The 12991-nt window shown below is 42.6% G+C and carries 10 protein-coding genes; 6 read left to right on the top strand and 4 right to left on the bottom strand.

Features of this window, described 5'->3' with window-relative positions; genetic code table 11:
- Positions 1–107 precede the first annotated feature (107 nt).
- Together C2M33_RS14325 and C2M33_RS14320 are read left to right on the top strand one after the other, a co-directional pair.
- Positions 108–1976, top strand: a complete 1869-nt coding sequence (locus C2M33_RS14325) for a hypothetical protein (protein ID WP_105174748.1) — start codon at positions 108–110, stop codon at positions 1974–1976.
- An 18-nt stretch (positions 1977–1994) separates the two neighbouring features.
- A complete protein-coding gene (locus C2M33_RS14320; RefSeq protein ID WP_105174747.1) occupies positions 1995–3752 on the top strand; it encodes a HEAT repeat domain-containing protein in 1758 nt (585 codons plus the stop codon).
- Positions 3753–4318: 566 nt separating this feature from the next.
- Here C2M33_RS14320 and C2M33_RS14315 read toward each other — a convergent pair.
- The gene (locus C2M33_RS14315; RefSeq protein ID WP_063700501.1) at positions 4319–5008 is read right to left on the bottom strand and encodes an alpha/beta fold hydrolase; all 690 of its coding nucleotides are present in this window, start codon (positions 5006–5008) and stop codon (positions 4319–4321) included.
- Between the two features lie 849 nt (positions 5009–5857).
- Between C2M33_RS14315 and C2M33_RS14310 the strand changes: the two genes are divergently transcribed.
- The 3 genes from C2M33_RS14310 (at position 5858) to C2M33_RS14300 (ending at position 8975) form a co-directional block, all read left to right on the top strand.
- The gene (locus C2M33_RS14310) at positions 5858–6724 is read left to right on the top strand and encodes a hypothetical protein (protein WP_199776371.1); all 867 of its coding nucleotides are present in this window, start codon (positions 5858–5860) and stop codon (positions 6722–6724) included.
- A 9-nt stretch (positions 6725–6733) separates the two neighbouring features.
- Positions 6734–7816, top strand: a complete 1083-nt coding sequence (locus C2M33_RS14305; protein WP_105174746.1) for a DUF4785 domain-containing protein — start codon at positions 6734–6736, stop codon at positions 7814–7816.
- Positions 7817–8381: 565 nt separating this feature from the next.
- Positions 8382–8975, top strand: a complete 594-nt coding sequence (locus tag C2M33_RS14300) for an acyl carrier protein phosphodiesterase (RefSeq protein ID WP_105174745.1) — start codon at positions 8382–8384, stop codon at positions 8973–8975.
- 297 nt (positions 8976–9272) lie between these two features.
- Here C2M33_RS14300 and C2M33_RS14295 read toward each other — a convergent pair whose 3' ends face one another.
- The 3 genes from C2M33_RS14295 to zigA form a co-directional block, all read right to left on the bottom strand.
- Positions 9273–9581, bottom strand: coding sequence for a hypothetical protein (locus C2M33_RS14295; RefSeq protein ID WP_105174744.1), 309 nt, complete (start codon positions 9579–9581; stop codon positions 9273–9275).
- A 109-nt stretch (positions 9582–9690) separates the two neighbouring features.
- On the bottom strand, positions 9691–10359 hold the full coding sequence (locus tag C2M33_RS14290) for a DUF1826 domain-containing protein (protein ID WP_105174743.1): 669 nt from the start codon (positions 10357–10359) through the stop codon (positions 9691–9693).
- Complete coding sequence (gene zigA, locus C2M33_RS14285) at positions 10359–11555, bottom strand: zinc metallochaperone GTPase ZigA (RefSeq protein WP_105174742.1); 1197 nt, start codon at positions 11553–11555, stop codon at positions 10359–10361. The genes C2M33_RS14290 and zigA overlap by 1 nt, the downstream gene beginning before the upstream one ends.
- A gap of 172 nt (positions 11556–11727) precedes the next feature.
- Here zigA and C2M33_RS14280 point away from each other — a divergent pair, with 172 nt between their 5' ends.
- Complete coding sequence (locus C2M33_RS14280) at positions 11728–12723, top strand: Kelch repeat-containing protein (protein WP_105174741.1); 996 nt, start codon at positions 11728–11730, stop codon at positions 12721–12723.
- Positions 12724–12991: the final 268 nt, after the last annotated feature.

The raw sequence follows: 12991 nt of genomic DNA, 5'->3' as shown, positions 1-12991 counted from the left end.
TAAAGCTTAACCATTTCGAAAATAAGTCTGTCGGACTTTGAGTAGAAGTATGAGTTTTATTAATTAATAGTTTGTCGAAATTACAATCAATAATTAGGAATCGTGATATGAATCAGTCTAAAAGGATTAGTGCTGTATTGGCTTTATCCCTACTTTCACTAGTTGGGTGTTCTGATGATGACTCTACTGAACAAGAAGCTGTTGCTAATGTCGCGTTGAAATCGATGACCCCAGTGTCTGATAACGTTTATCAACCAGGGCAACAGATTACTGTTGATTTCAGCACAGAAACAACCTTATTAACGAATGAGCATGTAGGTGTTTCCTTTATTTTGATTGAAAGAAGTAAAGTCGCTGAGCTTGAAACTGAAGAAGAGCCAGATGGCTACGATTTAGGTGAGTTTGATATCGAGCAGTTACAAGAAGGCGAGCAAAATCATAGTGCAACATTAATTTTACCAAACGAAGATCTCGCTGCGGGTGAATTTGTCATTGCTGCTTTTGTTGACACAAGCGGTGTGATCTCAAATGAAGTTGATGTAACAGATAATAAGTCGCGGGGCATTGAGTCTGGTGACGAAAGCACCTATAGCTCGGTAGTCATTGGCGATGGTCATTATCATGATTTTGTTTTAGATAAACTTAAAGTTGGCGACGGCTTTGCTGTTTTTCCTGGTCCGGGTAAACGAGATACCACAGGGACTGGTGAACCTACGCAAAAAATACCTGATTTAATCGGTTTTATTAATGCCACCAAATTTGGCAATTCTGTCAATGAGGCTGACATCAGTGCAACGATAACCATCGGCGAAACCACTTATCATGCTCACTTATGGAATGAGCAAGCGCAAGCTTATATGGAGACGATGCGTATAAAGTTTCCTGATCATGAGCAATCTCATTACTTTCCTTGGGATGTTGCTGTGAATGGTGTATTGCTCAAAGCGATACACGATAATTTTGATCACGATGGTGGCGAAAACAGCTTTAGCATGACATTTACCTTCCACGATAGCTCAGAAGAAATTGAAGCTCACAGTGACAATAATAGTATTACCGTTGAGGTACCTTATGCGCTTTATCATGATGAAGTGAGTACCGCAGAATCGGCAGAACTAAATAGTAATAAAACTACAATAGCTTCAGTATCAGCGATGCAGACTACTGCTGCAGCAGCAACAACCTTGGCTAAAGTTGGTAGTTGGAGTGCGACCTATGGTGACAGTGATGCTGTGGCTATCAGCCCTTCTTTTTATAGCTATATGAATGTTTCTTCTAGTAATGGTGGTTCAGCTGAGGGGCTAGTTGAAGCAGATCTAGACCTTTATTTATTTGATAAATCAGCAAGTTTGGTAAGTGCTAGTGCTGAAGCGAGTGCCAATGTAAGTGATGGTGAAATTACTTATGCAGCAAACTTTAGTGTGCTGGGTGATACGTTAATTGATGAGGGCGATACGTTATCGGCCTTAGACAAATCTTTAGGATATAGCTGGAGCGAAGAGCAAAAAGTGGTTGAAACGACGTTCACCATTGTGATTGTTCCTGTGACTGTTGAGGCAGGTGTTAGCGGAAGTTTAGATTTAGGAGTTGGTTTAACTTATAGCAATAGCCGTATTGACTTAGGGGGAGATATTGTTACTGCCAGCATGGATGCGTATGCGACAGCTGAAATAAATCTAGGCATAGCAAGTGGCGGTGTTGGTATCGATTTCTTGATTATTGCAGATACATTTAATGCCACTCTTTATGCTGATTTAGCTAAAGCTATCACTGATTCTAAAATAACCTTAGGAATTGATGTAACAAATGATATTGAGGCAATTTCGGGTGAATTTTATGTTTATGTTAAATACCCTAAATATAAGTGGTGTTGTACGGTTAAGACGAAAACTAAAACTCAAACTATCTATGATACCAGCACTTTGTACGATAAAAGCTGGACAATTTTAGACGAATCAGCAACCTTAAGTTATTAGTTTGAAGGCTAAGGTATAATGCGTTTAATTAACATGAGTTTATTATTGGGCACTCTATTAGGCTATGCTTCGGCGGCTTATGCAGTGCCTCAGTGTACTGTTTGGGCTGAACTTCAATCAAAAGCAGATACGAATATTATCTCGATGAAAAGCCCTTCAAAAAGTCAGTTTGACTTGCAAGGGCGGCTGATTTATCGGCCATTGTTGGTTGAAGAGAAATCTCACTGGTTGGGTTTTGAGCTGTACCAAGCTCAAGCAAAGTTAAATAAAACGGTAAGTACAAGCAATGAATATGCTGTGCCTTTTGCCGTGAAAATTAACAATAACTCAGGTGAAGTTTTAGATTATCGGTTTAATGCTAAATTAAAACCGGCCGATCAACAGAAGCTAATTGCTTTATACCGTGCCTTTCACCGTGCAAAACACCCTGAAAATTTACAGGGTGATAAGTACTGGGTTAAAGAACGTGATGATATTGGTCAGTACAAATCACTCTACACGGTTTTAGCTGATAACAAACTAAAGCGTAATAAACTCAGTTACATAGAACCAACTGACACTAGACAAAGCGCTAATGCTGCGAAAAAGCTAATGCAGTTGGAAACGGCGAACATTATTAGTGATGAGTTTACTTTTGAAAACGATAAGTGCTGGTTAACAAAAGCCCTCGGACATAGTCATATTCAAGTCAGTAGTAGTGATGGAAATATGAATATTGAAGTACTGCAAACACTCAGTTTAAACCGTTCAAATCAATCGATACCCGATGATGCAAGGTTACTACAATTACCCGAAGACCCTAATCAATGGAAAAATTTAAGCACAGATTGGGTTTACCCTAAAGCGCCGCCTCAACCCTTAAAAAATACAGAAGCGTTTATCACTGCTTTAAAAAATATGGATTGGCTAGAGGGAGATCGAAAAACGCTTTTGCAATTTCTTTATGACAACGATCAGTATTTACAGAGCTTAAAAGAGCTTATTTCAACAAAGGCAATTGCTGATCCCCTAGAAAGTAAATTGTTTATGTACTTAGGTAAACATGACTCAGTTAATTCAAAACAGTTACTGACGGAAGTGTTTGTTGAACAAGGTTTATTTTCACCAAATCAGCGTTTTAGAAGTTTAATGGCACTAAAATACAGTGAAAAGCCGTTAACGGACATGCAGGTTGAGGCGATTTTTGAGTATTCCATGTCATATGGTCTTGATGAAGAAAATTCTAAGCTGGCTCACAGTGCTTTAATGGTAATGGGGGCTATAGCAAAAAATCAGCAGGGCAGTGAGTTTTCGAGTCAGTTAACCCAAAAGTTAGCTGATTCATTGAGTTCGAGTGCAACAGATAAAAAAGCATCTGCCCTAATCACCGCACTGGGCAATAGCGGAGACTATGATCATCAACAGCTTATTGGTGATTATTTAGCTGGCGACAGCCCAAGATTACGCCTAAATGCGGCAGAGGCCTTGGCAAAAATGCCAAGTAAAACCAGTTTGAATTACTTGAGTAATCAACTAAATCAAGAAACTGATAGTAAAACGCAAGGGGCGATTTTAAAAGCAATGGGTAATAATGAGTTAGACGCAAAACAAGTAGATAGTATTTACGCCTTTGCTGACGCTAGTAACCCGAAAGATATTCGCAGTGCCGCTATATCGGCGTTAAGTCAACAAGCGAAGTCAAAACCAGAGGTTAAAAGCCGTTTAAAAGCGCTTGTTAAGACGGAAACTAATCAAAAGAACCTGCGTCAATTAATGAAAGCGCTGTATGGTTCATAAAAGCATAAGTTAGCGAGCTGGTAGGTTGGGTAGAGCGGAGCGAAACCCAACAAGTTAGCAAGTTAGAAAGAGTAAAGGGGAAAGGGTAAAGGAGCTATCAGCTTTCAGCCGTCAGCTATCAGATTGAAAAGTTAGCGAGTTAGAAAGAGTAAAGGGGAAAGTTTGCGAGATGCGAGGTGTAGGAGGCGTTTTAACGCCGAATAGAAATGGAGATATTAGAAACCAGTCGTCAGAAGTTAGATTGGATTGTGCCTGCGCATAGTTAAATTGAAATGCTCATCCGTAGGCATGAAATTTATTTCGCGCGATGAACAAAAGAGCTATCAGCTTCCAGCCGTCAGCTATCAGATTGAAAGTTAGCGAGTTAGAAAGAGTAAAGGGGAAGGTTTGCGAGATGCGAGTTATAGGAGGTGTTTTAACGCCGAAAAAAGTCATAGGGGAGGCGCAACTAACACTACGCTGTTAGCACCTAGCACCTAGCACCTAGCACCTAGCACCTAGCACCTATAACCTATAACCATTCCTACGCGATATAAAATCGCTGCTACAATCTCGCTAACTTGCAGCTACTGAATCAAACTCACTTGTTTTACATACGTATCGGTTTGCAAACCAAAGTGGCCGAGAACGTAGGTGTAGGTGGCATTTTCATTCCATAATCGGCTGCTGTGAATGCCGTACACATAACAAGTGCCAGTTGAGCAGACGATTTGATCTGAGTAGCTCTTTATGGAATACACTTTGTCGCCTAATGCTTCTCCATAAATGCTATTTAATAATGGGCTGCCAACCGATAAACCATAGTAACCACATGTGTTATTCCACACATTATATGGGTAAACACCACAACTAAGCAGGCCGCGCGCGGCACCTGCAACACCAACAAAAGTATCGACATCTGATGCCATGCCTAGCTTATAAATTTGCTGGGCTGCGAGTGTGACACCCATTGAGTGGCCGATAATATCGATCTTACCTGTGCAAGATTGGTTGATTGCAGTAAGAATGGCGTTACGTACGGGCGTTTCTTCACTGCCGTTATGATCGTTGCAACTCGCGCAAGATTTAGAGCCCCAATCTGGGGTGAAAATTTCACTGTCGACATACCCTTTTCGTTTTAATTCGTTGATTGTGTTATTCCAACTCGAAGGGGAGGCGGTATTACCATGTACCAGTACAACGTTATCTCTACATGCTGCAAAAGCAGTTGTGCTCATACCTGCGCATAACGCAATCATCGTCAATAGGCGCTTCATTGTGTGTTCTCCTGTTTAACATTTAATTTACAACGTATGAAATTTAAACAGGACTGGATATAGTACTTTCGTGCAGCGATACTATTTCGCATTGTGCAATGTATACCGTTTTATTTTGCTAGCACTGTAGGCGTGAAATTTATTTCGCGCGATGAACAAAATAGCTCTCAGCTCTCAGCCGTCAGCTATCAGATTGAAAAGTTAGCGAGTTAGAAAGAGTAAAGGGGAAAGTTTGCGAGATACGAGTTGTAGGAGGCGTTTTAACGCCGAACAAAAAATGGAGATATTAGATATCAGTCGTTAGAAGTTAGATTAAAATCCAACTAGTTAGCGAGATACGAGACAAAGGAAGCGTTTTAACGCCGAACAAAAAAGGAGATATTAGATATCAGTCGTTAGAAGTTAGATTAAAAACCCAACGAGTTAGCGAGATACGAGGGGCGAGATGCGAGACGTAGGAGGCGTTTTTAACGCCGAACAAAGTCATAGGGGAGGCACAACCAACACTATGCTGTTAGCACCTAGCACCTAGCACCTAGCACCTAGCACCTAGCACCTAGCACTTAGCACTTAGCACCTAGCACCTAGCACCTAGCACCTAGCACCTAGCAACTCGCACCTCGCACCTCGCACCTCGCACCTCGCATCTCTCATCTCGCATCTCTCATCTCGCACCTCGCATCTCGCCTCCCTTTTTTCTCCTAAAAACTAATAATTTGTACTTAAAAAACACCCAAAAGTTAAATTATTGTAAATTTATTCTTGCTTTCGTACCTGTTTGGTCTATGTTTTTGGTCGGAGGTCACTCCTCCAACCTGATAGATATAATTACAATCAACAGGAACACACATGAAAATAAAAACACTCTCACTAGTGCCAGCTTTAATGTTGGCAGCGGGTATCAGCCACAGTGCTTTTGCTGCGCAAGGAGTCGCATTTGTGCACGGTACAGGCCAGCAAAGCGATGCGTATAATGACTATTGGACAGGCAGTTTTGTCGACACGGTTCGCCAAGGTTTACCAAACAGTAGTAATTACACGGTCATTAATTGTGATTTTGATCAGTATATGTGGGCAGATGCGGCATCTGGCTGTTTAGCAGGGCAGCTCACTACATTTATCAATAATAAAAACATCACTGATTTAACTCTGATCACCCATTCTAATGGCGGTAATGTGGTGCGTTGGATTTTATCTAACCCAACATGGGATAGCCGTTATCCATATATTATTAGCAAAGTCACGCGTACCATTGCTCTGGCTCCTTCAAGTGGTGGTACGCCGTTGGCTGATGCAGTTATTGCGGGTAATTCGTTCGAGCAAAGTTTAGGTTGGCTTTTAGGCTACGGCAGCGATGCAGTAAAGCAACAGCAGGTATCTTGGATGGCGTCGTATAACGCACAGTGGTTGTATGGCACACCGAACCGCCCAAGTTTACCGTCTCGATTCGAGACCGTGGTGGGCAGTGATGTTGAATCAGCGGTATGGGATAGCGACAGCTATTGCGGTGGTTATCAAAATCAAGTGGGCCTTGAAGTAACACAAAACTGGTTAGACAGTTGTTCAGATGGCTTTTTAAATTGCAGTTCTCAGTCGTTAGCTGGGGTGGTGTGGTTTACCGATAAATCACGAACCCAAGGTGGTGAACCTTTGAGTCATCAGCAAAGCCGACGCAATTGCTTTGGTTTGCCAGACATGCTTAAAAATCGAATTTAGGAGCCCGCTATGATAAATAAGTTAACCACACTCGCTGCTGCAATGATGCTTGTTAGCAACGCAGCACACGCTAATGAGCAAACGGTTTATCAGTTTCCTCAAGTTCAACCAGCATTGAGCGCTCAACTTGAAACCCTTGAAAAAGACAGCGTTGAGTATTGGCAGAAAATTTCGGGTAAAGAACCTAAGCGCGGTGTACCTGTATTTGTAAACCAAGCTGATAACTTTATTCGCATTGCGCCAAAAGCACGTTTTGATAACGGCGAAGTATTTAAGCCCCATGGCCTTCAGCTAGATAAACTGTCGGTGCGTGATGACAACTTTAGACAAATGCCAATGCAAGCTATGGTTGCACAAGAACAAATGGAAAATGCAGGGTTTAGCGATGGCAGCGTTGGATTAAAGCTTGGTCAGGTAAATGGCAAAGCAATGCTAAGAACAAGCCAAGCGCTTAATGATAACGACACCTACTTGCTGCATGTGATTGAAAAAGGCTCGAGCAATGCTTTGCATGCTAAATCGCAGTTTAAAGTGAAAGATCAGCAACAGCGTGTCGCTATGCAGCTTAGTATGGGTAAAAAGCGCTTTAAAGATAGTGATGTGAAGTTAACGCTTTCAAGTCCTGATGGCGAAAAGCTAGATGTACGTTACGAAAATGGTGAAGCGGTATTTAATTACCCGCTTGAAACCTTAGGTGCGGTAAATGGTTACTACGAGCTTGAGGCTAGTGTCGACACTAAAGTGAATGGCCAAACGGTAAAACGCTCTATAAAAATGCCGTTTGTACATAGCTCACAAACCATCAGTATGGATAAAGCCAAAGTCACTGCGCTTGGCAATAACAAATACCAAGCCAAGGTGCCAGTGCAAGTGACTGACTCAGGCCGCTATGCTATTCGTGCAACCTTAACTGGCAAAGGTAATAAAGGTGAGCGCATCAAACTAGCAACGGTTGAAGTAGCAAAACAGATTGATAGCTATGATAGTTTCACCATGCCTTTTGCGGTCACTCAAGCAGCTAAAGCCCCATATGAGCTGGTGGATATTGAGCTTACCGACCAAACGCGAATGTTAAAGTTTGCAGGGGAGTAAAGGATAGCTCTAATTGTATGTTGGGTGGAGCTGAGCGAAGCCCAACAAGTTAGCGAGTAGCGAGTTGCAAGGGGAAAGAGGAAAGGTACGAGTTCCGAGGGACGAGATACGAGTTATAGGAGGCGTTTTAACGCCGAACAGAAATGGAGATATTAGATATCAGTCGTCAGAAGTTAGATTGAAAATACCCAAGTTAGCGAGTTGCTAGGGGAAAGAGTAAAGGGGAAAGGAACGAGTTCCCAGGGACGAGATACGAGATACGAGATGTAGGAGGCGTTTTAACGCCGAAAAAAAAGTCGATTGGGTATGGAACCCCCTTACGAATCCAAAACCATGCTGTTAGCACCTAGCACCTAGCACCTAGCACCTAGCACCTAGCACCTAGCACCTAGCACCTAGCACCTAACACCTGTAATCATTCCTACGCGATATAAAATCGCCGCTACACTCTTGCTAACTTGCTAACTTGCTAACTTGCTAACTTGCTAACTTGCACCTTGTGCCCCTAGACCCTTTCACCTGTATTCTTTTACAATGCATAAAATGACTTAATTTAGAGAATGCGTTGAATTACTTGGCTCACCTTTATTTAGCACAACCGACGGCTGATTCACATTTTGGTAATTTGCTGGGGGATTTTGGTGGGCGTCGATATTCAGCACAGTTACCCAATGCGGTTAAAAATGGCCTTGAAAATCATTATTTGGTTGATAGGTTTACCGACTCACATCCCCTTGTAAAAGAGGCTAAGCAGTACTTTTCGCCAGCGCGTAAACGCTTTGCAAGCGTCGCGATTGATGTAGCATTCGATCACTTTCTTATTCAGCATTGGCAGCGCTTTAATGACCAACCACTGGCTGATTTCAAACAGCACAGTTATGGTCTTTTAAATGCACGCCAAGGCATGATGCCTTCACGCATGCAGCAAGTTGTGACCAGTATGACCAACAATGATTGGTTTAAAGAATATGAAACCCTCGATGGGGTCGGCCTTGCCCTTGATAACATCGCCAAGCGTATTCGCTTTGCCAACAACTTTGCAGGGGCCGCTGACGATATTGCTCGCCACTATCAACAATTAGACGCAGTGTTTTTAGCGTTTTTCCCTGAGCTGGTTGAGCATGTGAAGCATATGGGAGTGGAAAAACTAAAGCTTTAAGCCGGTAGGTTGGGTAGAACGGAGTGAAACCCAACAAGTTAGCGAGTTTCAAGGGGAAAGAGTAAAGGGGAAAGAGTAAAGGGGAAAGGTACGAGTTCCGAGGGACGAGATACGAGATGTAGGAGGCGTTTTAACGCCGAACAAAAAAGTCGATTGGGTATGGAACCCCCTTACGAATCCAAAACCAACACTACGCTGTTAGCACCTAGCACCTAGCACCTAGCACCTAGCACCTGTAATCATTCCTACGCGATATAAAATCGCAGCTACACTCTTGCTAACTGGCAACTTACCCATTTAATCGTCTGGGCCTTTTAGGGTAAATACTAAGTGCTTGCGCATGTCTTTTAAAATCACGCCTTTTTTTAGCATTGCGCCACTAAGGCGCTTTTGCCATTTTAATAGCTCTGGGGTCGCTGCATCGAGTGATTGTTGGTTTTCAAATTGAAAACACAAAAGCAATGAGCCTGGGAATAAGTGGTATTCCACATCAAACCAGCATTGCAACATACCTTCGAGCTCTGCGCGACCTTGCTCTTCAAGGGTGTCGGCAACATTTAATACAAGGGCTTGCTGTTTTAATTGTACTTTAGAAAGCTTTTTCATTTAAAAACCAAAATCGAGTCGAAAAGTCGATTATAACTAAGCTTTGATTGCAGCAACAACTTCCTTGTTGTTTAAAACCCTTGATTCCTGAACGGCTGCTTGCCATTCACTAAGCAATAAAGTCGAGGGTTACGAGTAGCCGTTTTTCGCCAGCAACAAGTGCTGGTGAGCGATGTACAAGGCCTTTGCCTTCGTTATTTTGCCAAGTTTCGCCTTTAAGCAGTGCTACGTCACCGACATTAAGAGAGTGGATTTTAGTATTTGCTGTCATTAACCCAGACTCTTCATCGCTTAATCCTTGATGCCCTGCGCCAAGTTTTGTGCGATCAAGTCCTGCATTTTGCAACCACTGTGAGCCACTACCACAATAGGTGCTGACTAACCGGCAAGGAACTCTGTCAACATGAAAACGTGGGCACATGGCACGTTCAAGTACTCTTAGGCGTAATCCGGTGCGCTTTAATTCAAATAAATAACAAAACATATCAACTAACTTTGCCAAATCAGCTTTTAGCTCCTGCGCTGATGGGAGTTTTTCGAGGGCTTTATCAATGTCAGTTCGAATAGAGCCTTCGTTGATCACCGCGTTAATACTGAGATCAGGATTGGCTGCAATACTCTCGGCTACCTCTGCTTGCAGCTGTTCAGCTAAGCTGCGCTGCCAAATTGCAATGTTATGCTCTGGTTTATAAATTTGCGAAAACACCACAGGGCTTAATGCCGTTGCTACTGTTGTTGGGAGGTTATCAGTATCATGTTCAAATGCGTAAGCTGTCATTATGCTTCCTCCCAAACAGGAAATGGATCGGGCAGGGTTTGCCAAAGCGCTTTGCCTGCTAATAGTTCATCGTCGCTGAGTAAGCAGTTATCGAGAGCTTGAATGATCGCTGCTTGATTGAGGTTTTGACCAATAAAAACAAGCTCTTGGCGCATATCACCGAAGGGTTCTTGCCATACTTGGTTAATTGAATCTAAGTAGTCGCTATCTGTTGGCCACTGATCTTTCGATAAGGCTTTCCAAAATATCCCGCCAAAACCATAGCGGGCTATGCCGCCAGCTTGATTCCATTGGCAGGCAAATTGTGGTCGAGAGGCTAACCAAAAATAGCCTTTGGAGCGAAGTAATTTGCCTTCGCGTTGATTGTTATGAATAAAGTTATAAAATTTTTCAGGGTGAAAAGGGCGACGGGCTTGGTAAGTAAAGCTGCTAATGCCGTATTCTTCGGTTTCTGGGATATGCTCGCCGCGCAGTTCTTTTAGCCATCCAGGTGCTTGCTGGGCTTTTTCAAAGTTAAACAGGCCCGTGCCCAAAATTGTTTTGATATCAACTTGGCCATTCTCAATAGCAATAAGCTCTGCAGAGGTATTTAATGAGCTTAAAATGGCTTTTAAACTCTCAAGTTCATCGGTGCTAATTAGGTCTGTTTTACTAATTAAAATGACATCGGCAAACTCAACTTGATCAATCAGTAAGTCGGCAACGCTTCGCTCATCTTCATCGCCTAAATGCTCGTTGGTTTCTTGTAAAAATTTGGCTTCGTTAAAGTCGTTTAAAAAGTTAACGGCATCAACGACCGTGACCATGGTATCAAGCCTTGCAACATCAGACAGTGACACGCCATCTTCATCAGCGAAGGTAAATGTTTCGGCAACCGGAAGGGGCTCTGAAATACCGGTTGATTCGATAACTAAATAATCAAATTGGCCTGTTTGCGCTAAAGCGCGTACTTCAATGAGTAAGTCTTCACGTAGTGTGCAGCAGATACAGCCATTGCTCATTTCTACTAGTTTTTCTTCGCCGCGGCTAAGCGAAACATCGTTTTTAACTGTTGCTGCATCGATGTTTATTTCGCTCATATCATTGACGATTACAGCCACTTTTTTGTCTTCACGATTATTTAAAATATGGCTGAGCACAGTGGTTTTACCTGCACCTAAAAAGCCAGAGAGCACGGTGACGGGAAGTTTGCTCATAGTAGTGACCCTTAATAAGATTAAACAAAATATGCTAAATGTTTTGTTATAATATATCAATTAAATGTCATTTAGGAATAGTAATCGTTGTTCGAGTAAGACTATTTGGCAGTGTACGAATAGGTACAGCTGGCTTAGTCTTTAGCTAATCAACTGCTTATTAAGGATTTATATGCGATTAACCAAACTGTTGCCGCTTTTTATGGCGTGTTTGCCTTATACGTTATCGGCAGAGGAGGTGCTAGCACCTGAGCTCCCTGAGGCTATTCAAGAAATTTACCCAGCAGTCATGAATCAACAGATTTGGGTTGCAGGGGGTATCTCTACCGAGCTGCCAGCTTCAGCGGGTAAGATGACCGCAAAAGTCCATTTTTGGTCACCCGAGTATGCAAGTTGGCAATCAGCCCCGAGTTTGCCTGAAGGGCGTCATCACACGTATTTAATTGCTGTAGAAAACAGATTATTTGCCTTTGGTGGTTTTGTTAATAGCCAAGGCCAGTGGACCAATAGCCGTGATGTGTTAATGCTCAATGAAGGCGCTGACGCATGGCAAAAGGTGGCGAGTTTACCTTTTGCGTTGAGTGAAACGGTTGGCGCAGTGCTTAATGGTAAAGTGCATTTAGCTGGTGGCCGCAGCCCACACAGTGAAAAAAATGGGCAATGGCAGCATAGTTTAGATGTGAGTGCGCATTTAGTTTTTGATCCTAACAACTTCACATTTACAGAAGCCGCGCCATTACCTTCGGCTAGAAACAGTGCGGCAAGTGCACAAGTAAACGGCCGTTGGTTTGTGTTAGGTGGCAGAACCGTTGGCGGCGAGCCTATCACTGACATGCTCGAATACTTACCCGAAAAAGACATTTGGCAAGCACATGCAGCACTCCCTAAAGCACGAGCAGGGCATGCCGCAGCGGTTATTGATAATGCTATCACTGTGTTTGGCGGTGAACATAGCCAAGGAGTTGACCGTGAGGTTTTTAGTTATGATTTAACCAAGCAGCAATGGCGAAAAACTTTCGAATGGCAAACACCTCGTCACGGTTTAGGAGCTGTTACGTTAAACGGCCAAATTTGGTTAGTGGGTGGCGCTACAAAGGTAGGGCTTTCTGAAACAAGCCGTGAAGTTAATAATGCCCAAGTGATGATAGGTAATACCAATCCGCAATAATACTTAATCATTTTGAGGGATTAAACCTATTGCTAACTGCGTTAAAAATTTCTGATTTACGACTGCATGGATGCAGAAGGTAGAGCAATGCAGGAGCAATTGCCGAGAACAATTAAATAACAAAATTTTTGCCTTGCTATCAACAAGGTTTTATTGCCTCAAAATGGACCACTTAATTAAGCGAATAGGTATAATCTGAAATAGTTTTTCAGAACTCTTCACTATTCAATGAAATAGAATTAACAGTAAGGCTTGTGCGAAAAATGAA

Origin of the sequence: Pseudoalteromonas sp. T1lg122 (assembly GCF_002964825.1) — a bacterium.
In the GTDB taxonomy this organism is placed as follows: domain Bacteria; phylum Pseudomonadota; class Gammaproteobacteria; order Enterobacterales; family Alteromonadaceae; genus Pseudoalteromonas; species Pseudoalteromonas gelatinilytica.
The sequence above is the reverse complement of the archived record's forward strand: the minus strand, read 5'-3'. Positions and strand labels throughout refer to the sequence as shown.

Coding starts and splice junctions, on each gene's coding strand:
- C2M33_RS14325 (WP_105174748.1), top strand. CDS start 108: ATGAATCAGTCTAAAAGGATTAGTGCTGTATTGGCTTTATCCCTACTT.
- C2M33_RS14320 (WP_105174747.1), top strand. CDS start 1,995: ATGCGTTTAATTAACATGAGTTTATTATTGGGCACTCTATTAGGCTAT.
- C2M33_RS14315 (WP_063700501.1), bottom strand. CDS start 5,008: ATGAAGCGCCTATTGACGATGATTGCGTTATGCGCAGGTATGAGCACA.
- C2M33_RS14310 (WP_199776371.1), top strand. CDS start 5,858: ATGAAAATAAAAACACTCTCACTAGTGCCAGCTTTAATGTTGGCAGCG.
- C2M33_RS14305 (WP_105174746.1), top strand. CDS start 6,734: ATGATAAATAAGTTAACCACACTCGCTGCTGCAATGATGCTTGTTAGC.
- C2M33_RS14295 (WP_105174744.1), bottom strand. CDS start 9,581: ATGAAAAAGCTTTCTAAAGTACAATTAAAACAGCAAGCCCTTGTATTA.
- C2M33_RS14290 (WP_105174743.1), bottom strand. CDS start 10,359: ATGACAGCTTACGCATTTGAACATGATACTGATAACCTCCCAACAACA.
- zigA (WP_105174742.1), bottom strand. CDS start 11,555: ATGAGCAAACTTCCCGTCACCGTGCTCTCTGGCTTTTTAGGTGCAGGT.
- C2M33_RS14280 (WP_105174741.1), top strand. CDS start 11,728: ATGCGATTAACCAAACTGTTGCCGCTTTTTATGGCGTGTTTGCCTTAT.